The organism is Paraburkholderia sp. GAS348, assembly GCF_050434205.1.
Lineage (GTDB): Bacteria > Pseudomonadota > Gammaproteobacteria > Burkholderiales > Burkholderiaceae > Paraburkholderia.
The window spans coordinates 80,923-103,580 of record NZ_JBNPVT010000006.1; the positions used below are offsets into that span (position 1 = coordinate 80,923).

Annotated in this window: 19 protein-coding genes and 2 pseudogenes; 5 read left to right on the plus strand and 16 right to left on the minus strand. The window is 61.8% G+C overall.

Translation table 11 applies throughout. The features are described from left to right. Positions 1 to 3 precede the first annotated feature (3 nt). Positions 4 to 1,188: a tetratricopeptide repeat protein gene (locus tag P3T22_RS12715; protein WP_429325137.1), complete on the plus strand. Its 1,185-nt coding sequence runs from the start codon at positions 4 to 6 to the stop codon at positions 1,186 to 1,188. Positions 1,189 to 1,309: 121 nt separating this feature from the next. Here the strand turns inward: P3T22_RS12715 and P3T22_RS12720 are convergent, their stop codons facing one another. Then, the gene (locus tag P3T22_RS12720; RefSeq protein ID WP_063495894.1) at positions 1,310 to 1,999 is read right to left on the minus strand and encodes a TetR family transcriptional regulator; all 690 of its coding nucleotides are present in this window, start codon (positions 1,997 to 1,999) and stop codon (positions 1,310 to 1,312) included. A gap of 264 nt (positions 2,000 to 2,263) precedes the next feature. Between P3T22_RS12720 and P3T22_RS12725 the strand changes: the two are divergent. Beyond that, positions 2,264 to 2,686 (plus strand): annotated as a pseudogene (locus P3T22_RS12725) (alpha/beta fold hydrolase); the annotation flags it as partial. A gap of 99 nt (positions 2,687 to 2,785) precedes the next feature. Here the strand turns inward: P3T22_RS12725 and P3T22_RS12730 are convergent. The 6 genes from P3T22_RS12730 to P3T22_RS12755 all read right to left on the minus strand — a co-directional run bounded on the left by P3T22_RS12730 (position 2,786) and on the right by P3T22_RS12755 (position 9,225). Beyond that, a complete protein-coding gene (locus P3T22_RS12730) occupies positions 2,786 to 3,472 on the minus strand; it encodes a hypothetical protein (protein ID WP_063495893.1) in 687 nt (228 codons plus the stop codon). Further along, entirely contained in the window at positions 3,469 to 4,875 is a 1,407-nt protein-coding gene (locus tag P3T22_RS12735; RefSeq protein ID WP_429325138.1) for a selenium-binding protein SBP56-related protein, read from the minus strand. Before P3T22_RS12735 ends, P3T22_RS12730 begins: the two co-directional genes overlap by 4 nt. 246 nt (positions 4,876 to 5,121) lie before the next feature. Beyond that, positions 5,122 to 5,940: an ABC transporter permease subunit gene (locus tag P3T22_RS12740; RefSeq protein ID WP_063495891.1), complete on the minus strand. Its 819-nt coding sequence runs from the start codon at positions 5,938 to 5,940 to the stop codon at positions 5,122 to 5,124. Then, a complete protein-coding gene (locus tag P3T22_RS12745; protein ID WP_063495890.1) occupies positions 5,940 to 6,869 on the minus strand; it encodes an ABC transporter permease subunit in 930 nt (309 codons plus the stop codon). The genes P3T22_RS12740 and P3T22_RS12745 overlap by 1 nt, the downstream gene beginning before the upstream one ends. Continuing rightward, positions 6,866 to 8,032 carry an ABC transporter ATP-binding protein gene (locus P3T22_RS12750; RefSeq protein ID WP_429325139.1) on the minus strand — a complete coding sequence of 389 codons (1,167 nt, stop codon included), beginning with the start codon at positions 8,030 to 8,032 and terminating at the stop codon, positions 6,866 to 6,868. The genes P3T22_RS12745 and P3T22_RS12750 overlap by 4 nt, the downstream gene beginning before the upstream one ends. A 92-nt stretch (positions 8,033 to 8,124) precedes the next feature. Then, positions 8,125 to 9,225, minus strand: coding sequence for a polyamine ABC transporter substrate-binding protein (locus tag P3T22_RS12755; protein WP_429325140.1), 1,101 nt, complete (start codon positions 9,223 to 9,225; stop codon positions 8,125 to 8,127). Positions 9,226 to 9,697: 472 nt separating this feature from the next. On the opposite strand from P3T22_RS12755, the gene P3T22_RS12760 reads away from it, so the two are divergent. Beyond that, entirely contained in the window at positions 9,698 to 9,901 is a 204-nt protein-coding gene (locus tag P3T22_RS12760; RefSeq protein ID WP_429325141.1) for a DUF1289 domain-containing protein, read from the plus strand. A gap of 136 nt (positions 9,902 to 10,037) precedes the next feature. Here P3T22_RS12760 and P3T22_RS12765 read toward each other — a convergent pair whose 3' ends face one another. The 4 genes and pseudogenes from P3T22_RS12765 to P3T22_RS12780 form a co-directional block, all read right to left on the minus strand. Continuing rightward, positions 10,038 to 10,694, minus strand: a complete 657-nt coding sequence (locus P3T22_RS12765) for an OmpW/AlkL family protein (protein WP_429325142.1) — start codon at positions 10,692 to 10,694, stop codon at positions 10,038 to 10,040. 133 nt (positions 10,695 to 10,827) lie between these two features. Continuing rightward, a pseudogene (locus P3T22_RS12770) lies at positions 10,828 to 10,962 on the minus strand (nitronate monooxygenase); the annotation flags it as partial. A 202-nt stretch (positions 10,963 to 11,164) separates the two neighbouring features. Further along, entirely contained in the window at positions 11,165 to 12,757 is a 1,593-nt protein-coding gene (locus P3T22_RS12775; protein WP_063495885.1) for an ABC-F family ATPase, read from the minus strand. 134 nt (positions 12,758 to 12,891) lie between these two features. After that, positions 12,892 to 13,965 (minus strand): NAD(P)-dependent oxidoreductase, encoded by a 1,074-nt coding sequence (locus P3T22_RS12780; protein ID WP_429325143.1) that lies wholly within the window; start codon positions 13,963 to 13,965, stop codon positions 12,892 to 12,894. Positions 13,966 to 14,148: 183 nt separating this feature from the next. Here P3T22_RS12780 and P3T22_RS12785 point away from each other — a divergent pair, with 183 nt between their 5' ends. Then, entirely contained in the window at positions 14,149 to 14,355 is a 207-nt protein-coding gene (locus P3T22_RS12785) for a dodecin (protein ID WP_063495883.1), read from the plus strand. Between the two features lie 224 nt (positions 14,356 to 14,579). Here the strand turns inward: P3T22_RS12785 and P3T22_RS12790 are convergent, their stop codons facing one another. The 4 genes from P3T22_RS12790 to P3T22_RS12805 form a co-directional block, all read right to left on the minus strand. Next, positions 14,580 to 15,674, minus strand: coding sequence for a BMP family ABC transporter substrate-binding protein (locus P3T22_RS12790; RefSeq protein WP_429325144.1), 1,095 nt, complete (start codon positions 15,672 to 15,674; stop codon positions 14,580 to 14,582). A gap of 67 nt (positions 15,675 to 15,741) precedes the next feature. After that, positions 15,742 to 16,671: an ABC transporter permease gene (locus P3T22_RS12795; protein ID WP_063495881.1), complete on the minus strand. Its 930-nt coding sequence runs from the start codon at positions 16,669 to 16,671 to the stop codon at positions 15,742 to 15,744. A gap of 18 nt (positions 16,672 to 16,689) precedes the next feature. Beyond that, positions 16,690 to 17,796, minus strand: a complete 1,107-nt coding sequence (locus tag P3T22_RS12800; RefSeq protein WP_429325145.1) for an ABC transporter permease — start codon at positions 17,794 to 17,796, stop codon at positions 16,690 to 16,692. 69 nt (positions 17,797 to 17,865) lie between these two features. Then, positions 17,866 to 19,467: an ABC transporter ATP-binding protein gene (locus tag P3T22_RS12805; protein WP_429325146.1), complete on the minus strand. Its 1,602-nt coding sequence runs from the start codon at positions 19,465 to 19,467 to the stop codon at positions 17,866 to 17,868. Between the two features lie 251 nt (positions 19,468 to 19,718). Between P3T22_RS12805 and P3T22_RS12810 the strand changes: the two genes are divergently transcribed. Next, positions 19,719 to 20,651, plus strand: coding sequence for a LysR substrate-binding domain-containing protein (locus P3T22_RS12810; RefSeq protein WP_063495878.1), 933 nt, complete (start codon positions 19,719 to 19,721; stop codon positions 20,649 to 20,651). An 87-nt stretch (positions 20,652 to 20,738) separates the two neighbouring features. Here the strand turns inward: P3T22_RS12810 and P3T22_RS12815 are convergent, their stop codons facing one another. After that, positions 20,739 to 22,136, minus strand: coding sequence for an 8-oxoguanine deaminase (locus P3T22_RS12815; protein WP_063495877.1), 1,398 nt, complete (start codon positions 22,134 to 22,136; stop codon positions 20,739 to 20,741). Positions 22,137 to 22,658 lie beyond the last annotated feature (522 nt).

The following is a 22,658-nucleotide window of genomic DNA, read 5'->3' on the forward strand; positions in this document are numbered from 1 at the left end:
TAAATGAAAAAATTTCTCGCAAGCGCGTTCGCCTCACTGCTGTTCGTATCGGCCGCGGCGTTCGCTGTGCCGACGGCGCAGCAGATCGAATCCGCCATGTCGCAAGGCAACTGGCAGCAGGCCGATGCCGGTTTGAGCGAAGTGCTGCAGGCGCATCCGAACAATGCGCACGCGCACTATCTGTACAGCCAGGTGCTCGATCGCGAAGGCCGTTATGCCGACGCCCTCGCCCAGGTGCAACAGGCCAAGACGCTCGACCCGCAAATCCGCTTCACCGACCCGAGCCGTTTCGCGCAAACCGAAGCACGTATCCGCAAGGACGCGGAACGTGCCGGCGGCAACACCACAAGCCGCGCGGCCAACCCGTTCGTGCAGCAGAATTCGCCGGCAATGCAGCAGCAGTCGGCAATGGTGCCGCAAACGCCGCAACGGCATGGTCCTGGCATCGGCATGTGGGTCGGCATCATTCTCCTGTTTGGCGTGATCGCGCTGGTGTTGCGCTGGACACTGCGCCGCGCCCGCTCGCAAGACGATTCGCGTGCCGACGACGATCGTCGCGTGCAGCTCAAGCGCGCGACCGAGATGCTCAACGCCGTGCGCTCATTGAAGCTCGATGTAAAGCTCTCCACCGCGCAAGGTCATGAAGCACTGGAGAAAGAAGTCGAATCGACCGAAGACCAGTTGCGCGGTCTCGTCGAAACGCTGTCGAACAGCAAGAATCCGGTGCCGCCGTATCAGCTCGACGAACTGGAGCAGCGCATCGGCAGCCTGCGCGCCCGCGCCGAGGGACGGCCCAATCCGTATGCCACGCCGGCCGCCGGCACGCAGCAGTCGCCGTATGCGCAGGAGGCCGAGCGTTTCGGCAACCCGCCGCAAGCGCCCTATCCGCAGCAGGGACCGTATCAGCAGCAGCCGCAGGTCATCGTGCAACAAGGTGGCGGCGGTTTCGGCGGCGGCATGGGCGGTCTGCTGACCGGCGTGCTGCTTGGCGAGGCGCTGAATTCCGGGCGTGAGCGCGTCGTGGAGCACGACGTGATTGTCGATGACGAAACGCGTCGCCGCGGCGGCGACGGCGGCAATGGCGGCGGCCTCGACTTCGGCCAGGGCTCGAACGATTGGAGCGACAACAACGGCGGTGGCGTCGACATGGGGAGTAACGACGATTCCGGCGGCTGGAGCGATACCTGAGAAACACAGCGCTGGCTGAGATGCAGTCGATCAAACGCTGACCCATCAAGCTGCAATGAAAACAGGCTCCTGCGCGGAGCCTGTTTTTTTACCGCGATTCCCCTTCCCTTTGCCTTTGCCTTTAGGCCCTCGCTGACGCGGACGCCCTCACCGGCTCATGTTGCGCAAGCAGCACCGACCCCGCGAACAGCCGGACGATGAAACGCTCCGCATACGCGACCAGTGCCTCCCGGCGCACGGCATCCGCGTCGATATACTCCGCCGACAGATGAAACAGTTGCAGCACAATCTGCGTGCAGACTTCGTCGACGGTTGCGCGGGCAAGCGTCGGCATCAGCTCCAGTTGCACGACGTCGTCCGCCATTTCCGCCGACACCTCGTGGAGGTTCGCCCGCACCGCTTCACGCAGCGCCCGCGAGGTGCCGTGATACTCGGCCAGCGCGCTCAGAAACGCCTCGCGATTCTCCAATGCAAACGCAAAGAACGCCACACACGCGCGACGCGGCACGCTCTGCGGCTCGTCGTGCGCGGCCAGCCAGCGCTCGCGCCGCAGCATCGGCCGCAAGCGGCGGCTCACCGATTCGACCGCCTCGCGCGCCAGGTCGTCGAGCGTGTCGAAATGACGGTAGAACGTGTTGGGATTCAGCCCCGCCTCGCGCGCCAGTTCGCGCAAGCCCAGGCTTGCAAAGCTGCGCCCGCCCGCGGTCAGACGCAACGCGGCTTCGATCAGTTTGCGCTTGCCGGGCGGGAGGTCCTGCCCGGCAACAGCGCCATGGCCGGCGGTGGACGCCGCTTCAGGTACGGGGTTCATGAGCTTTCAGCCTGAGCGCGGCTCGCGCGTTTAACAGTCGTACTCTAAACGATCTTGACGCGAAGTGTACAGTTGTCTACCCTGCGCGTTATGCTGGTGTAGACATATGTAGACACCCGGATTTTGCCCCCGGAGACCAACTGTGACGCCCGCCTCATCTGCCCAACCCGCGGCGCCACACATCGCCATTGTCGGCAGCGGGTTTGCGGGCATCGGCATGGCGATCCGCCTTCTGCAGATTCGAACTAAAGGGAGACAACAACCATGGCAAGCATCGAATCCGCAACGCGCTCATCAACAGCGGTACTGCCGCCCCGCTCGCTCGCCGCGCGCCTCGGCATGACCAGCGTGCCGCGCGCCGAATTGCAGCGGCGCTACACACAAAGCGGTTCGAAGTTCGTCAAGATCATGGGCGCCGACGTGCACTACGTCGATGAAGGCAGCGGCAACACGATCGTGATGATTCACGGTTTCGCGTCTTCGTTGCATACGTGGAATCGCGTCGCCGACGAACTCAAGCGCGAGCATCGCGTGATTCGCCTCGATCTGCCGCCGTTCGGCGTGACCGGACCGCTGCGCTCGAGCGCCGGCGAACTCGAAACGATGAACCTGCCAACCTACCGGCGTTTCATCGACACGTTCATGCAGGCACTCGGCATCGCGCGCGCGACGCTGATCGGCAACTCGCATGCTGCGGTGCTGCGCTAACGGCAGAGGCGGTGCGCGTCTCCGGCTGATTTATGCAGACCCAACGCGCGATGCCGTGTGGCGCCTGCAAGCCAACGGCTATCGCCCCTCGCCGCCGAGTACCGCGGCATTGAACGCCAATGAGAGAGCGCCCACCAGGATGAGGCTCGATGCCCAGACTGCATCCAGATTGAACCAGCTCCGCGACACGAACTTCAACCCCAGGTAGCGGTAGACCAACCAGGCGAAGACTCCGCCGACCACGATCATCGCGGTGGCATGGACGCCGGAGACAAGCAGCGCCATGCCCAGATTCGCGTCGATCAGGGTCCGCGCGGCCTGATGCCCTCGTTCCATGTCGTAGGACCGGCAAAGGCCGAGGTAGATCGGTACCAGCATCAATCCTGCGCCGTGCGCGATGGCAACGGCGAAGGACCAAAGCGCGAGCCGCGACGGTGGGATCCGCGCGAGTACCCGCGGATGGCGCCGCCAGATCAGAAGGAAGGCACCAAAGCCGATGACCAGCACACTCGCGCCGATCTGGATCTCGCGCTGCCAGGCGAGCAGGATCGCCAGCATGGCGAAGGGCACCATCACCACGAACATGGCCAACACGTGTCCCGCCGCGAGATATAAGAGTGCGGAGAACAGCGCCCGTGCACGCCGGTCCATCAGCCCGCTCGAAACGGCAAGCGGCCAGCCCATTGCCGGGTTGAGCCCGTGATAGAGACCGCTCGCCACGACGGCTAACCAAAGGCCGGTCTGCGGCCAGCCGCCCCCAATCAAATCCCCACCGACGGGTAGCAGAACGAATCGGTCGAGCAGTCACCGCCTTCGAGCCGGATCTGGTGAGCCCGGTATCCATCGGGAAAGGCGACCCAGTAGTCGTCGGCCAGCGCAAGGCCGCCGCCAGGTTCAGCCCGGCCCATGACCTGAGCCGCGGGCACACCGTCCGGGTAGAACTGGTTGTCCCACGTCGAGTAGAGCGAGTTGGTCCAGTAGACCCGCTTCCCATCGCGGCTGATCTCGACCATCTGCGGACCACCCGCAAAGGCATTACCGTTCGGATGCGGCGTGCGCCGCACGATCCCGCCGATGTGGACCGATCCCGTGAGCTTCGGTTTGCGGGGTTCCGTTACGTCGTACTGGCGCATCTCGCCGGTTCCCCAACAGGCGACGTACAGGAATTTGTCGTCGATGGAGAGATCGATATCGGTGACGAGCGGCGGCACCGCGCCGAATCCCTGAAGCAACGGCGGAAGCAGTTCCGTGGCTGCGGGCTCGGGCGGAATGGTCGCGGTCTTCTCGATGTGGAACGTTCCGCCCTCCCGCCACCAGGTCCAGATCGACCCTTCAAGGTTCGTCGTGTCGACCACCACGCCGATGAAGCCGTACTCCCGGCCGGGATCGTGCGCAGGCCGCACTTCGAGCGCCATCTGGTGGTTCGCGCCGAGGTCGATCGTCTGCACGTTGCGCCTCGCCCGCAGATCCCAGAAGTGGATGCGGTGCCCGTACCTGTTCGACAGAAGATCTTCCGGGACGATCCCGTTCTCGAATTGCGGCGGCAACGCCCACTCGCTCGACACCATGTAGTCGCGCGGCAGGTTCCACCAGAAATCGTAATGTTTCTCCTGCAACCCGCGGTCGATCTCCCAGCGGCCGAGGACATCGAAAGTCTGGCAGTCCATGATGAAGATGCCCGGGGGGCCGTCTGTGCCATCCCTACCGCCGCCACCGAGCGTGCTGACATAGATGCCTTCAGGCCCGCAATGGACCGTGTGCGGACGCGAGTAGCCGGTTTTGCGGAAGATTTCCTCTGGTTCGATGATTTTGTGGATTCGCGCCTGGGTCGGATGGGGCTTGGTATCCACGATGTAGATGCGCGAGGAGCGCATCCCCGGAATGATCAGATAGCGCCGTTCGAGGAACGCGTGACCGGTCAGTGGCGACAGTGACGATGAGCAGGCATTCCATCCGAAGTGGTGAAATTCGTCCCCCTTGTTGGACACCGGCACCGTGTGAACCACCTGGCTGTAGGTCGGCGATCCGGGCTTCACGTCGATGACGGCGAGCGCGTCGGGCTGCGAGAAATCGGGGCTGAGTAACAGCGTGTAGGCGAAGTCTTCCGCTGGCGCATCCATTGCGAGCTTCGGCGATGCGTGGAACGTAGGATCTGGGCGCATTCCCATGACGGGACTCTCCTTGGCTATGGGGTTCGGAGCGCAGGACGTCCAAATATTCATTAACCTTATCGGGCGCTGTTTTCAGATTAGGAATTCTCGTCAGTTTGTCAACGTTGCAAGTGAGGGGGGTGCCGCTTACGGCGCGCCAGGAGACCGAAGGGGTGCAAGTCAAGCAAGACTAATCTGTCTGCGGAAACCGCGCACGCGACTGATTGGGTATAAGGTTTGATGGTTTTTCTTGCGGCAAAAAACCTACACCGCCATCACAGCCCTCTTCCTCTCGGCCCGCTGCATAAAATAGTTAGCCAAAACAACCCCAACGGTCACAACGCCAATAAACAAAGTAGCCAACGCATTCATCTCCGGATTCAATCCAAGCCGAACACGGGAGAAAACAACCAGCGGCAACGTCGTCGACCCAGGCCCCGACAGAAACGCCGACAAAACCAGATCGTCGATAGACAAGGTAAACGACAACAACCACCCAGAAACCAGAGCCTGCGAAATCAACGGCAACGTAATAAAGAAAAACACCTTAAGCGGCGTCGCCCCAAGATCAAGCGCAGCTTCCTCCAGAGAAGGATTCAACTCCTTCACACGCGACTGGACGATGATGGCCACATATGAAATACACAACATCACGTGCCCGATCCAGATCGTGAAAATGCCACGCCCGGCAGGCCATCCCAACCATTTGGCCATTTCGATGAACAGCAGCAGCAGTGAGATCCCCTGAATCACCTCGGGAATCACCAGCGGCGCATTGATCATCCCGGTGTAGAGCGTAAAACCACGAAACCGCCCCATGCGGGCCAGAACAAACCCAGCCCACGTACCGATGATCACCGAAGCAAACGCCGTCAGCAACGCCACCCGCAACGACAACCACGCAGCCGCGATCAACTCGTCGTCCTGCAACAATGCCGCATACCAGCGCGTAGAAAACCGCGTCCACACCGTGACCAGTTGCGATTCGTTGAACGAATACACAATCAGACTCACGATCGGAATGTAGAGAAACAGAAACCCGATCCCCAACGCAATGAACTGAAAAATCCGGTTCGGCTTCATCAGCGCCTTTCCTCCATCGCCTTCGCCTGCGCGTACTGGAAAAACGCCATCGGCACCAATAACAACAACACCATTGCGCACGTCACGGCAGACGCCATCGGCCAATCGGCATTGTCGAAGAACTCATTCCACATCACGCGCCCAATCATCAGCGTGTTCGCGCCACCCAGCAATTCCGGAATCACATACTCGCCTACCGCTGGAATGAACACCAGCAAACAACCGGCAAGGATGCCGTTCTTCGACAGCGGCAAGGTGATCTGCCAGAACGCTCGCCACGGCTTCGCGCCGAGATCGTAGGCGGCTTCCAGCAGCGTCATGTCCATCTTCACCAGATGTGCATACAGCGGCATGACGAGGAATGGCAGGTACGAATACACCATGCCGATATAAACCGCGGTGTTCGTGTGATACAGCTCGATCGGCGTGTGGATCAGCCCGACCGACATCAGAAAATTGTTCAGCAAGCCATTATTCTTCAGGATGCCGATCCATGCATACACGCGAATCAGAAACGACGTCCAGAACGGCAGCATCACCGCCATCATCAGCAGATTGCGGCTTGCCGGATTCGATCGCGCAATGTAGTACGCCATCGGATAACCGATCAGCAAACACAGCAACGTGGAGATCGCCGCGACCACCACAGAATTCACATAGGTCGCGAAATACAGGCTGTCAGTCAGCAGAAACGCATAGTGCGACAGGTCTAGCGCGACGTGAATCACACCATCCGCATACGCGGTGAGTTCCGTATAGGGCGGGATGCCGAGCTGCAAATCGGCAAAGCTGATCTTCACGACCAGCAGGAACGGCACAAGGAAAAACAGCAGCAGCCAGATGAATGGCCCAGCCACCACCGCGGTGCGGCCGGTCAGATTGAAACGGCGCACCGGCCACGACGCCAGAGAACTGATCGCGCGCTTCATGACGTCAGCACCACGCCGGCCGATGCGCTCCAGCGCACATACACCTCGTCGCCCCAGGTGGGCGGGTCGATCTCTGTCAAGGCAAGGCTCGTCACGTTGGCGATCACCGTTTTGCCGGCGTCGAGCTTGACGTGATACAGCGAATAGCCCCCCATGTACGCGACATTCGTCACGACGCCCTTGCCCCAGTTGTACGCGCCTTCGGGCGGCTTGCGCGTGAGCGCGATGCGCTCGGGCCGCACGGAGATCGTCACCGGCATGCCGAGCGGCCCGGTGATGCCGTGGCTCACGTAGAGGCGGACTGGCAGGTCGGGGGTTTCGATGAACACGTGATCGGGTTCGTCTTCGACGACGTTGCCATCGAACAGATTGGTCGACCCAATGAACTCGGCCGAAAAACGGCAATTCGGATATTCGTAGACTTCATGCGGCGTGCCGAGCTGGATGATCTCGCCTTCGCTCATCACGGCAAGACGGTCCGCCATCGTCATCGCCTCTTCCTGGTCGTGCGTCACCATCATGCAGGTCACGCCGACCCTGTCGAGAATATTGACCAGTTCGATCTGCGTGCGCTGACGGATCTGTTTGTCGAGCGCGGACATCGGCTCGTCGAGCAACAACAGCTTCGGCCGCTTGACGAGCGAGCGCGCGAGCGCCACGCGCTGCTGCTGGCCGCCGGAGAGCTGATGCGGCTTGCGCTTCGCAAAGCGGCCCATCTGCACGAGATCGAGCGCGCTCTGCACACGGTCTTTCAGTTCGGATTTCGGCACGCCTTCCTGCTTCAGGCCGAAGGCGACGTTGGCCTCGACCGTCATGTGCGGAAACAGTGCGTACGACTGGAACATCATGTTGACCGGCCGGCGATAAGGCGGCAATTGCGCAAGGTCTTCGCCGTCGATCAGGATCTTGCCCGACGTGATCGATTCGAGGCCGGCCAGCATGCGCAACAAGGTCGATTTGCCACAGCCGGAACTGCCGAGCAGCGCGAATAGCTCGCCCTTTTTCACCGACAGGTTGACCCCTTTGACCGCTGCGGTCTCGCCGAACTTCTTCACGATGTCGACGATCTGGACGAAATTCTCTGCTGCATCGCCTGCTTCGGCGTTCAGGCCCGGGGACGGCACGGCGGCCCCTGCCAGCGCGCCCGACTGGTCACTACTCATCACAATGCTTTACTCCGGCGTTTGACGAACAAAGCCCCCGGTGGACACCGAGGGCTTCATGATGATACTTACCCGTTCACTCTGGCCGCGGATCAGCGGCCGGACTTGAACTCAGTCCACAGCCGCGTTTGCAGCCGCTGGATTTCCGGCGGCAGCGGCTTCAACAGGAACAGCGTCTTGATGACTTCAGGCGACGGGTACACGGCCGGGTCGTTCGCCACGTCCTTGTCCACGTACTTGCGCGCTTCGAGGTTCGTGCTCGGGTAGTAGACGGCATTGGTGATCGCGGCGTGGACCTGCGGCGTTTCGATGTAGTTGATCCACTCGAGCGCGGCTTCCTTGTTCTTCGCGTCCTTCGGAATCGCCATCACGTCGAACCACACCGGGGCGCCGCCCTTCGGAATGTAGTATTCGATCTTGTAGGCCTTCTTCGCCTCGATCGCGCGATGCTTGGCGATCACGACGTCGCCCGACCAGCCGTACGCGAAGCACACGTCGCCGCCGACCAGGTCATTGATGTAACCCGACGAGTTGAACTGCGTGATGTACGGACGGATCTTCTTCATCATTGCGAGCGCGGCGCGGTAGTCGGCCGGATTCGTGCTCATCGGATCCTTGCCGATGTAGTGCAGCGCGGCGGCGAACATCTGGTCTGGGGCATCGAGCACGGACACGCCGCATGCTTTCAGCTTCGAAATGTTTTCCGGCTTGAAGAGGACGTCCCAGCTGTCGAGCGGCACGTTCTTGCCGAGGATCTGCTGCGCTTTGGTGACGTTGTAGCCGAGGCCGGTCGTGCCGTATGCCCAGGGTACCGTGAACTTGTTGCCCGGATCGGCGCCGGCCACGAGGGCCATCAGCGACGGGTCGAGGTATTTGAGGTTCGGCAGCTTCGATTTGTCGAGCGGCGCGAAGATGCCGGCGGCAATCTGCTTGCCGGCGTAATTGCTGGTCGGCACGACGATGTCATAGCCCGAATTGCCGGTGAGAAGCTTGGCTTGCAGCGTGTCGTCGCTGTCGTAGTTGTCGTATTTGACCTGGACGCCAGTCTGCTTGGTGAAGTTCGGAATGGTGTCCTTGGCAATGTAATCGGACCAGTTATACACGTTCAGCTGCGTATCTTTCGCAGCGGCCGTCAACCACGGTGTTGCACACAAGACGAGCGCCGCCACCTGCACCACTACCCGTTTTTTCATTCCGTTCTCCAATCCTGACCGGCCCGAACCGGACGTCTTCGCCCACGCCGCGTCACACTGCACGCGGCTCCCCTGAAAAACTCGAAAACTACCATTAATTATTGCGCGCACCAAAAAAAATGCTGAGCTGTCGCGCAAACGGTACAGCGTAAGCCGCGCCGCCACAAAATCGGCGCAATTTTAGCGGGTTATTGGCGTGTGTCTACCTGAAAAAACACCAGTGACAACCTCGGTGTTATCTCGTTGTCAAGTTACGGCGGCCTCGCCGAAGCCGGTTCGCTGCGGGCCCGTCGCGTGCGGGTGAGTGCAGTCTCAATGAAGCGGTTTTGTAAGCATTCTCGAAGCGGGGCGAACGCGGCAGTGGATGCTGCCGACCGTGCATGCATCTGAGCCACGGCGAGTGCGACGCCGAGGCGCGATCGCCGCATCGGCTAACATAGCGGAACTCCGCTTCTCCGCCCCAAGGTTTCCGATGGCTTCGAATCTCCACGCTCTCCCCGACAGCCCGTGTATCGGCGTTTGTTCCACGCTTTTCGACGAAATCTGCAAAGGCTGCGGCCGCACCGCCACCGAAGTGTCCAACTGGGTGTTCCTGAGCGACGAGGAAAAGCGCGCCGTATGGATACGTATCGAACAGGACGGCACGGCCATGCGTTTCAAGAACGACAAGCTGTAGTCTCCTCGCGCCGCGGCCGGCCGCATCGGCCCTCCTGTCGGCAAACTCGTCTCTCGATTGGGATTGAGATTGCAATAAAAAACGCCGGAAATTCCGGCGTTTTTGCGTGGCGCGAGCGGCTTCTCAAGCGCGGCAATCAGAACCGCATACCGACACCCAGACCAACCACCACCGGATCGATACTTAGCCGGCCGAGCGACTGACCGCCGAGTGTTGCGTCGGTATGCATCCAGATCTTCTTGATGTCCGCGTTGACGAACAGCGATTTGGTCACCTGCACATCCACGCCGGCCTGCAATGCGGGGCCAAAGCTGTGGTTGGTGATCGAGATCGGCTGACCACCTGCGTTCAGGCCGTTGTTATAGAACAACGTGTAGTTCAGACCCGCACCGACGTACGGACGGATACGCCCCGCGTGGTTGAAGTGATATTGCAGCAGCAGCGTGGGCGGTAACACGTTCACGCCACCGAGATTGCCGAGGTTCGACGTCAACTGATGGCGCGACGTGCCGAGAATCAGCTCGACGCCGAGATAATCGCGGATCATGTAGGTCAGATCCAGCTCCGGCACGATGGCATTGTTGACGCCCACGTTGAGCGCCGACAGCGACTGGTTGGTCTCCACGTTCGGCATGATGCTGATTGCGCGCAGACGCACCAGTATGTCGCCGGCATGGATGCCGTTCAACTGGTCGCCGCCGGCAGCTTGCGCCTGCGGAGCCAGCGCAGCCGCGCCTAGCAGGCACGACGCGACGGCGGCGGTCTTGATTCTGTTCCTGATCGAGAGCTTCATGTGCTTCCCCGAGTGTTTGTTGGCGTGCGGGGATTGTCGAAGGTCTCGCCAGGCTTCACGTTGACCCGTATCAACCCAGCGAGAACGCCCATCGCCCTGCGGCAGCGGGTCGCGTCGCACCGGTCAGCAGGAGTTCGATCAGATCGCGATGATGATGACGCAGGTCGGTACTCGCGATGGTGCCGAGTGCGCCCTCGCGGGCAACGCTGCCCGCCAGCCGGTGAGCTGAGATGCCGACGCCCATACCGCCTTGCACGATCGGAAGCAGCTTTTGAGTCCGGCTGCTCGATGCTGGTCACTTCACGGTGAGATTTATGGTTCTTCCGTCGAGACGCTCGCGGGTCTGCGGATCCGTGGATCTGCTGCACGTATAGATAAACTGGAACCGGTGCACAAGTCGCGCACGATGAAAAAAGCCCGCTTCGAAGAAGCGGGCTTTGCCTGAAGCTACACCGTGCAACGAGGAGCGCTTACTGCACGCCCTGGCTCAACAGGAAGTCTTCGTAGTTGCCGCCGAAGTCGTTCAGCGTGCCATCGGTCTTCACTTCGATGATCCGGTTTGCGAGGCCGCTCACGAACTCACGGTCGTGCGACACAAAAATCAGGGTGCCTTCGTACTTATCGAGCGCGATTTGCAGCGATTCGATCGATTCCATGTCCATGTGGTTGGTCGGCTCGTCCATCAGCATCACGTTGTGGCGGCCCAGCATCAGCTTGCCCCAGATCATGCGGCCCTTCTCGCCACCGGAGAGTACCTTGACCGACTTGCGGATGTCGTCGGCATTGAACAGCAGACGGCCGAGCGTGCCGCGCACCATCTGCTCGTCGTCGCCTTCCTGGCGGTAGCCGTCGATCCAGTCCATCAGCGTGACGTCGTCCGGGAATTCCTCGTACGTATCCTGCGGCATGTAACCGACGTTCGCATTTTCAGCCCACTTCACCGCGCCATGATCCAGCGTGATTCTGCCGAGCAGCGAGCGCAGCAGCGTGGTCTTACCCGCGCCGTTCTCGCCGATGATCGCGATCCGCTCGCCCGGCTGCACGCTAATACTGAAATCGTTGAAGATCGAGCGGTCGTACTTCTTCGAGATCTTGTCAGCCACCACGGCGATGTTGTGCAGCTTCTTCTCGTACTCGAAGCGGATGAACGGATTCTGCCGCGACGACGGCTTGAATTCCTCGATCTTGATCTTGTCGATCATCTTCAGACGGCTGGTAGCCTGACGCGCCTTCGACTTGTTCGCCGAGAAGCGGCGCACGAAGTCCTGCAGATCGGCGACGCGCTCCTTCGCCTTGGCGTTGGCATTCTGCTGACGCTCGCGCGCCTGCGTGCTGGCCAGCATGTAGTCGTCGTAATTGCCGGGATAGACCTTCAGCGTGCCGAAGTCCATGTCGGCCATATGCGTGCAGACCTGGTTCAGAAAGTGACGATCGTGCGAGATGATGATCATCGTCGAGTTGTACTGGTTGAGCACGTCTTCCAGCCAACGGATCGAGTTGATGTCCAGGTTGTTGGTCGGTTCGTCCAGCAGCAGCACGTCCGGCTTCGAGAACAGCGCCTGCGCGAGCAGCACGCGCAGTTTCCAGCCCGGCGCGACGTTGCTCATCGGGCCGTTGTGGTCTTCGATCGCGATGCCGATGCCGAGCAGCAGCTCGCCCGCGCGCGCTTCGGCGGTGTAGCCGTCGTACTCGGCGAACTTCGCTTCGAGTTCGGCGGCGTGCATGTAGTCGTCGTCGGTGGCGTCCGGGTTCGCGTAGATCGCGTCGCGCTCGGTCATGGCGGCCCACATTTCCGTGTGGCCCATCATCACGACGTCGAGCACACGCACGTCTTCGTAGGCGAATTGATCCTGGCGCAGCTTGCCGAGGCGGATGTTCGGTTCGAGCATCACGTTGCCGGAGCTCGGTTCCAGATCGCTGCCCAGGATCTTCATGAAGGTGGACTTGCCGCAGCCGTTCGCACCGATCAGGCCATACCGGTTCCCTTCCCCGAATTTGACCGAGATGTTCTCGAAGAGGGGCTTTGGCCCGAATTGCATGGTGATATTGGCGGTAGACAGCACGGCGCGTCCTTTAATGTGATATCGGCGAACAACCCAATATTTTAGCAGGTTATCGAGGCTTCAACCCGCGCGTACGCCGTGCTCGCGCGTTTCGACGCCCTGTTCGCGTCGCGTTCGCGCCTCCCGCGTGCCTTCTAGCCGCCGCGCGCCGTCTGCAAAACGTCGATGAAAGCCGACAGATCGGCCTCCCCAAGCCCCATCGCCGCGCCGAGTCGCAACAGTTGCTGGACCGTCGACGAAACCGGCATCGGCGTGCCGGTCTCGTACGCCGTCGCGGCGACCGTGTCGATGTCTTTCTGGAACGTGCGGAATGCGCCAATCGGCGCGAGGCCGCTTTGCGTCATGCGCGGCACGAAAATCTGCAGCAACACCGAATCGGCCCAGCCGCCGGCAAGGCCTTCCGTCAGTTTGGAGGCGTCGATACCGCTGCGCTGCGCAAGGCTCACCGCCTCGGCGATCGCCGCCAGGGTTGCGGTGACGATGGTCTGATTGCAGAGCTTAGTGGTTTGCCCCGCGCCGACCTCGCCCATGCGCGTGACACGAGCTGAATACGCGCCGAGGAGTGGCGTGACTGCCTCGACGTCCGCCGCGGCGCCGCCCGCCATGATCGCCAGCGTGCCCGCCGTCGCGCCCGCTACGCCGCCTGATACGGGCGCGTCAATCCAGCCGACGTTTGCTGTGCCTGTGCCTGTGCCTGTGCCTGTGCCTGTGCCTGTGCCTGTGCCTGTGCCTGTGCCTGTGCCTGTGCCTGTGCCTGTGCCTGTGCCTGTGCTTGTGCCTGTGCTTGTGCTTGTGCCCGCAGATTCTCGCTCTCGTCCACCCTCACCCGTTGCAGCAATCGGGCCTTCCGCCGCAACTGCAGCCACCGCCGCCGCGCGCTGCGCGAACGCGCGTGTCGCGGCCGGCGGAATGCTCGAGTGATCGACAATCCAGCGCACGCGTCTCGGCGCAGCGGCATCCACGCTCAGCAGCCCCTCTGCACCGAACACAGTTTCCTCAACCGCCGCCGCATCCGCGACGCACAGCAGCACCGCCTCGCACCGCGAGGCCAGCTCGCGTGGCGTATCGACCACCTTGGCGCCGTCGGCCAGCAGCGCTTCCGCCTTGGCCCGCGTGCGATTCCAGACATGCACGGTATGCCCCGCACGCAGCAGATGCCGGATCATCGGCGCGCCCATCAGACCGGGACCGCAAAAACCAATTTCCACTTTCGAGCCTCGTCAGGTTTCAAGTTGAGTCGCGCGGACATCATAACGGCCTCGCCTCGCCGCGGCATATCGGGCACGCGATGTGCGGGATGACTCGCTCACGTGCGAGACGTAGGGGACGTCAACGGCGATCCATTGCCTATACTTTTTTTGCACACCAACGAAGGTCAAAGGAGGAAGTTCATGTCAGAACACGTCTACAAACAAATCGAACTGACCGGCTCATCGACCAAATCGATCGACGACGCAATCAGCACGGCGATTACAAAAGCGTCGAAGACGCTGCACAATTTGCACTGGTTCGAAGTGACGGAAACGCGGGGCCAGATCGAAAACGACAAGGTCGCCTACTGGCAGGTGACTATCAAGGTCGGCCTGCGCATCGACTAACGCTTTGCCTGAAACATCGTCAACACATAATCTGAAGCAAAAAAAAAAGCTGCGTCCGTGGTGGACGCAGCGCCTTAAAGCAGCGGTTGCTGAGACCGCAGCCTGGTCGATCGCGACCCGGTCACTCGCGACCCGGTCACTCGCGACCCGGTCATTTGTGAACCGGTCATTTGCGATCCGACCAACAGCTGCTAAATCCGCTCGCGATAACCGCAAAAGCCGGCTTACTTCGGCAGCGAGCCGTCCACGCCTTCCACGTACCAGTTCAGGCGTTGCAGTTCCGAATCGGCGAGCGTCTTGCCTGCCGGCACCTTCACCGCGCCGGACTGATCCTTGATCGGGCCGGTAAACACGTCCCACTTGCCGCCGGCCAGTTCATCGCGCTTCGCCGCGACCTGCTTCTGCGCATCAGCCGGAATCGCCGACGTGTTCAGGTCTTCAAGATTGACGGCCTTCTGCGGAATGCCCCACCACACCGGGTCGTTCTTCCACTTGCCATCCAGCACCTGCTGAATAGCCGCGTTGTAATACACGCCCCAGTGCGCGACCACCGAACCGAGGTGCGCCTCAGGACCGAACTTCTTCATGTCCGAATCCCAGCCAAACGCATGCACGTGCTTTTCCGATGCGGTCGCGAGTGTCGCGCTCGAATCGGTGTTTTGCAGCAGCACGTCGGCGCCCTGGCCGATCAGCGTTTCGGCAGCCTGCTTTTCCTTGCCCGGATCGAACCAGCTGTTGATCCAGATGACCTTGGTGTGAATCTTCGGATTCACCGAACGCGCGCCGAGCGTGTACGCGTTGATGTTGCGGATCACTTCAGGAATCGGCACCGATGCGACGAAGCCGAGCGTGTTGGTCTTCGTCACATAGCCCGCGGCGACGCCGGCCAGGTACGCTCCCTGGTACATGCGCACGTCATAGGTGCCGAAGTTCGGCGCCTTCTTGTAGCCGGTTGCGTGCAGGAACACCGTATCAGGGAAGTCCTTCGCGACCTTCAGCTCGAAGTCCTGATAGCCGAAGCTCGAACCGATGATGATCTTGTTGCCCTTGTTCGCCAGATCGCGGAACACACGTTCCGAGTCGGCCGATTCCGGCACGTTCTCGATGCGGGTGATCTTGATCTTGTTGCCGAACTTCGCTTCGACTTCCTTCGAACCCTGATCGTGCGCGAAGGTCCAGCCGGCATCGCCAGGATTGCCGAGGTAGACGAACGCGACGCCTGGCGCATCGGCCGCCTGCGCGGTTTGGGCGAGCGGTGCCGCAAGCGACAGCGCGGCCGCGCCCCAAGCGAAAGCGGTCAGCAGATTTCTTCTCTTCATGTTTTCTCCTGTCGTGTTTATCAATTGATTTGAAACGTGTGGCCGGTCATATGAAACGGCAAGCGTGTCAGCCCGCCGAGAAAAACGGCTTGCCCAGCGACGCGGGTGCGTTCAGACGAATCGTATTCGGGTTGCGCGAAATCAGTACGAGCACGACGACGGTCGCGACGTATGGCAGCATCGCGAGAAACTGCGTCGGCACCGGCACGCCGATGGCCTGCGCGTAGAACTGCAGGCCGGTAACGGCGCCGAACAGCAGCGCGCCAATCAGCAAACGCCCAGGACGCCAGGTCGCGAACACCACCAGCGCAAGCGCGATCCAGCCGCGGCCCGACGTGAGCTGCTCCTGCCACAGGTGCAGGTTGACGATCGAGTAATAACCGCCTGCGAGCCCCGCCATGCCGCCGCCGAAGGCCACCGCGCCGTAACGCACGCCCACCACCGGAAAGCCGACCGAATGCGCCACTTGCGGCGATTCGCCGACCGAGCGCAGCACGAGGCCCGCACGCGTGCGGTACAGGAACCACCAGATCACCGCGAACATCAGGAACGCGAGGTAATCGAGCGGCGTGAGGCTGAAGAGCGCGGGCCCGAGCACTGGAATCTTCGAGAGACCTGGAATGGTCCACGTGTCGATCGTGGCGCGCACCGCCGCCGACGTATACGGCTTGCCGACATAGGCCGACAAGCCAATGCCGAAGATTGTCAGCGACAGGCCGGTGGCGACCTGGTTGGCGAGCATGGTCAGCGTGAGGAACGCGAACAGCAGCGACATCGCGAGACCCGCGCCGATCGCGGCGACCACGCCGAGCCACGGGTTGCCGGTAATGGCGGTGACCGCGTAGCCGCTCACGGCGCCCATCAGCATCATGCCTTCTACGCCGAGGTTGAGAACGCCCGACTTCTCGGCGACGAGTTCGCCTGCGCCCGCGAACATCAGTGGGATTGCGGCGGTGACGGCGCTCGAGGTGAGCGCGCTGGCTTGTTGAATATCCATGGAGATCCGGCGGGAAAATCAGTGGGCTTGCGCGGCGACGGAACGCCGGCGCACGCGATAGTTCACGAACAGGTCGGCACCCAGCAGGCAGAACAGCAGCAGCCCCTGGAACACGCCGGAGAGCGCCTGCGGCAATTGCATCGAGGTCTGCACCGCTTCGCCGCCGAGGTACAGCAGCGCCATCAGGAAGCTCGCAAGCACGATGCCGACCGGATGCAGCCGCCCCACGAACACGACGATGATCGCGGTGAAGCCGTAGCCCGGCGACCACGTTGCCTGTAACTGGCCGATCGGACCGGCGATCTCGCCCATCCCGGCGAGGCCCGCCAGACCGCCGCTGATCAGAAGCGACGTCCAGATGGTTTTCTTGTCGGAGAAACCGGCGTAGCGCGCGGCGAGCGGCGCGAGACCGCCGACGTTCATCCGGTAGCCCGCGAAGCTCTTGCGCATGAACAGCCACACGCACGGAATCGCGATCAGCGTGATGAACACCGACGCGTTCAGCCGCGTGCCGCGCAGCCATTTCCAGTGCCAGTCGCCGGAAAAGGTCGGGTACAGCGCATCGCCGCTGAACATCTCCGAGAGCGGGAAGTTCATGCCCTGCGGATCGCGCCACGGGCCGCTCACCAGATAGATCAGCAACTGCGTGGCCACATACGTGAGCATCAGGCTCACGAGAATCTCGTTGGTGTTGAAGCGGCTTTTCAAGAGCGCGGGAATCGCGGCCCACGCCATGCCGCCGAGCACGCCGGCGATCATCATGGTCGGCAGAATCCACCAGCCGGTGGCCTGATCGAAATAGATCGCGACGCCGCTGGCGGCGATGCCGCCGAGCAGCATCTGCCCTTCAGCGCCGATGTTCCAGACGTTGGCGCGATAGCCGATCGCGAGACCGAGGCCGATCAGGCACAGCGGCGACGCTTTCAGCAGCAGTTCGGACCAGCCGTTCACGCTGGACAGCGGTTCGATGAAAAACGCGTGCATGGCTTCGAGCGGATCACGGCCGACCAGGCTGAAGATCAGGAAGCCGATCACGAGCGTGAGCAACGCGGCGATCAGCGGCACGGCAAGCTGCATCGTGCGCGAGGGCGTTGTGCGTGCTTCGAGTCGATATGGAAGAATCATGGGAGCGGGTGCTTATGTCTGGTTCTGGTGTTTAACGTCGATCGGTTGGCCGAGCGCGCATCGATCTGATCAGGCATGCGCCGGCTGTTCCGCCGACGGCGCCGTGCCCTCGCGGTCGCCGAACAGGCCCGCCATCCAGCGGCCGATTTCCTCGGCGTTGGTCGCCCCCGTGGCACGCACCGGCGAGAGTCTGCCACCTGCCAGCACCGCGATGCGATCGCAGATGTCGAACAACTCCTCCAGCTCTTCGGAAATCACCAGAATCGCCACGCCGCGGGCGGACAGGTCGAGCAACTGCTGGCGAATAAACGCTGACGCGCCGACGTCGACACCCCAGGTCGGCTGTGCGACCACCAGCACCTTAGGCGCCTGCAAGATCTCGCGGCCCATGATGTATTTCTGCAGATTGCCGCCAGAGAGACTTTGCGCCAACGCTTCCGAGCCGCCGCAACGGACGTCGAAGGCTTCGATACAGCGCTTCGCGAAGGCGCGCATCGCGCCCGCCTTGATCCAGCCTGAGTTCACCATCTGCTGACGATGCGCCGTGAGCAGCGCGTTTTCCGACAGTGTCATTGCCGGCACTGCGCCTCGGCCGAGACGCTCTTCCGGCACAAAACCGAAACCGAGCGCGCGCCGGCCGCCTGCGCCGAGGCGCCCTGCGGCCTTGCCGCAAATCGTGACCGCATCGGCGCGCACGCCGCGCTTTTCACCCGACAGTGCCGAGAGCAATTCAGCCTGCCCATTGCCCGACACACCCGCAATGCCGAAGATCTCGCCGGCATGCACGCCGAACGACACGTTATTGAGCGAGGTGCCGAAGGGGTCGTCGCTTTCCACCGACAACTGCTTCACGTCGAGCAGCACGGCGCCCGGCGTGTGTTCACGGCGCGTGTAATCCGGCAGCGAATGGCCGACCATCAACTGCGCGAGCGACGCATGCGTCTCTTCTTTTGGCGTCACGTGACCGGTCACACGGCCGCCGCGCATCACCGTGGCGGTATCGCACAGCTCCTGGATTTCGTCGAGCTTGTGGCTGATGTAGAGGATGCTGCAACCTTCTGCCGCGAGACGCCGGAGCGTCTCGAATAGCTTGCGGACCGCTTGCGGCGTGAGCACCGAAGTCGGTTCGTCCATGATCAGGAGACGCGGGTTCTGCAGCAGGCAACGCACGATTTCGACGCGTTGCCGCTCGCCCACCGTCAGGCTGTGGACGTGACGTTGCGGGTCGATGTCGAGGCCATAGTCGGCGGAGACTTCGCGGATACGCCTCGAAAGCGTCTTCAGATCGAACGGTTCGTCGAGCGCAAGCGCAATGTTTTCGCCGACCGTGAGCGTCTCGAACAGCGAAAAATGCTGGAACACCATGCCGATGCCGAGCTTGCGCGCCGCCGCCGGGCTCGCGATCTCGACCGGCTGGCCTTCCCAGCGGATCTCGCCAGCGTCGGGCCGCACCGCGCCGTAGATGATTTTCATCAGCGTGCTTTTGCCGGCACCGTTTTCGCCGAGCACAGCGTGGATTTCACCCGGCGCGACGATCAATGTGACGTCGTCGTTGGCACGCACGGCCGGATATTGTTTGGTGATGCCCTGAAGCATCAACCTGGGCGCCGCCTGTTCCGGCCTGTTTGCCGGCTGCGCGGCGGCGCCGTCGCTATAAGAAGAGTCGCTCATGTGATTCCGTAGTACGTCAGAGACTGCCGGTCACAGCGCGTCCGCCCGCCTGGTCAGCAAGCGATCCGTCACCACAACCGGATGACAATACCTAAATCGACCCGCTCAGTCGAGCCGTCAAAATTCCCCGCAAACCCCCGCCGCAGCGTGCTCTGCGGGTATCCCACTCTTGACGTGGTTTTGTGTTCATATTAAAAGCCATATACACCCACGCCCGCTCGATCAGCCAGAACATATATTTCGGAGACGTCATGAGTCAGCAACGCGAGGCGATCGATACGTACCTACTACGCGTCTTGCACACCCTGTTGATGGAACGCAGCGTCACGCGCGCGGCCGTCAAACTGAATCAATCGCAACCCGCCATCAGCGCGGCGCTGCGCCGTTTGCGCGACATCACTGGCGACCCGCTGCTGGTGCGCGGCAAATCCGGCATGGTGCCGACCGAGTACGGCCTGCGCCTGCTCGAACCGGTGCAAAACGCGCTGCGCGAGATCGAACGCATCAAGTTCCAGCAGCACAACTTCGATCCGGCCACGTCGATCCGTTGCTACCGGATCGGCTGCCCGGACTACCTGAACGTGCTGTTCGTGCCGACGGTGGTGGAGCGCTTTCGTCAGGCCGCGCCGAATGCGACGCTTGAATTTCACTCGCTCGGGCCGGCGTTCGACTACGAACTCGCGCTCGAGGACGGCAAGCTCGACATCGTGGTCGGCAACTGGCCGGAGCCGCCGGAGCAATTGCACCTGTCTAATCTGTTCGTCGATCAGATCGTCTGCCTGATGAGCAATGTGCATCCGTTCGCCAAACGCGGCGGGTTGACGCTCGACCAGTACCTGAATGCGCCGCATCTTGCGCCTACTCCTTACTCGGTGGGCCAACGGGGTGCGATCGACGTGCATCTCGCGCGCGAGCGGTTAAAGCGTCACGTGGTCGTCACGTTGCCGTACTTCAATCTGGCGCCTTACGTGCTGATCAAATCCGATCTGATCTTCACGACGACGCGCCTGTTTGCCGACTACTACGCCAAGTTCCTGCCGCTGACCGTGGTGCCCGCACCGCTCGATTTCCCGCCGATGCAGTACTACCAGCTGTGGCACGAGCGCGTGCATTATTCCGACGAAGTACGCTGGCTGCGCAGTCTGGTTGCCGAGGCGACCAAGACGCTGATCGATAAGCCCTGATCTTTGCTCTGCGTTCTATCGGCATCCAGTCTGCGTGGAGGCCGATAGACCTGCCTCTTCTATTTCGCTCTCACTCCATCATTACGCTTACGCTGCCGCTTCGTAAAGCGTCTTTGCCAACCGGTTGTGCTGCTCGATGACCGGCCCGAGTTCCAGCGTCGTCAACTGGCCATTCTTCACCACCACCTTGCCGCCGATCACGCTATAGCTCACCTGCGACGGCGCGCAGAACACCAGTGCCGCGACCGGATCGTGCAACGCGCCCGCAAACAGCGGCTGACGCAGATCGAAGGACACGAAATCCGCTGCCATGCCGGGCGCCAGCGCGCCGATGTCGTCGCGATTCAGCACCTTCGCGCCGCCTAGCGTCGCAATCTCCAAGGCTTCACGCGCGGTCATCGCGTCCGGCCCAAAGCCGACCCGCTGCAGCAGCAGCGCCTGGCGCACTTCCGCGACCATTTGCGCGCCGTCGTTCGAGGCCGAACCGTCGACGCCCAGGCCCACCGGCACACCGGCCGCGCGCATCCGCTTGACCGGCGCAATCCCCGACGCCAGCCGCATGTTCGAACACGGGCAATGCGCCACGCCGGTGCCCGTGCGGGCGAACAGTTCAATGCCCGCGTCGTCGAGTTGCACACAGTGCGCATGCCATACATCGTGACCGACCCAGCCGAGGTCTTCCGCATACTCGGCCGGCGTCATGCCGAACTTCTCGCGGCTGTACGCGATGTCGTTGACGTTCTCCGCCAGGTGCGTGTGCAGCGACACCCCGTAATGCCGCGCCATCACCGCCGATTCGCGCATCAGATCGCGGCTCACCGAGAACGGAGAGCACGGCGCCACCACCACGCGCAACATCGCGTAACGCCCTTCGTCGTGGTACGTCTCGATCAGACGCTGCGTGTCCTTCAGGATGTCCGCTTCACGCTCGACCACCGAATCCGGCGGCAAACCGCCGTCCTTCTGCCCCACGCTCATGCTGCCGCGCGCTGCGTGAAAACGCATGCCGATCCGCTCTGCCGCGACGATGCTGTCGTCGAGGCGGCTGCCGTTCGGGTAGATATACAGATGGTCGCTCGAAGTCGTGCAACCGGACAGCAACAGTTCGGCCATCGCCGTCAAGGTCGAGACTTCGATCATCTCCGGTGTGAGGTTCGCCCACACCTTGTAGAGGTTGGTCAGCCAGCCGAACAGCTCCGCGTTCTGCGCAGCCGGAATCGCGCGCGTCAGGCTCTGATACATATGGTGGTGCGTATTCACCAGCCCTGGAATCACCAGGTGGCCGCGCATGTTCAGCACTTCGTCGGCCGTTTGCGGCAATTCCGCTGTCGGCCCGACCGCGACGATGCGGTTGTCCTCGATATATATGCCGCCGTCGCGCAGTTCGCGCCGGGCGCCGTCCATCGTGACCAGCACGTCCGCATGCTTCACCAGCATCGTTTTCTTAGGCTTGTTTGGCCTGATAGCCGCCTGCTCCATCGTCATTCGCTTCTCCGCTTGATTGCTTCCGTGCAAAGCCGTTCGAACGCGATGGGACGGCACGCCAACCGTGCCGCCGCGTCCCGTCGAACGCCGTTGGCCCGGTTACCCAGCGTATTTCCGCCGTCTTCGGGGTGTGCCGCATTGACTCACGTTTGCTGCGGCGCACAGGTGTAACCTTCGACGGCCAAAATAATGCTGACAACTCGCGCCAGTGCGATACTCAACCTCACACTGCCGATATAGTGGGCCTTTTTGGCGCCGGTACGATCCGCCCATACGATTAAATGTACGGCAATGGTCGAACAAATCGACTTGATGCGGCTTTCAACAGGCTGTCGGTCATGCGCCAGGTATTATCTTTCCTATCTCGCGCGCGCTGACGTGAACATCCTTTTTACAATGGCTGCCACGGCGCTCGCTTCAATTCGCCGACGGGTATGTAGCCACTGACGTGGAGCCTCGATCCGCCGCAACGTATTCTGGATCGGGCCGCCGCCGAAACCTCGCATTCACATAAGGAAAATT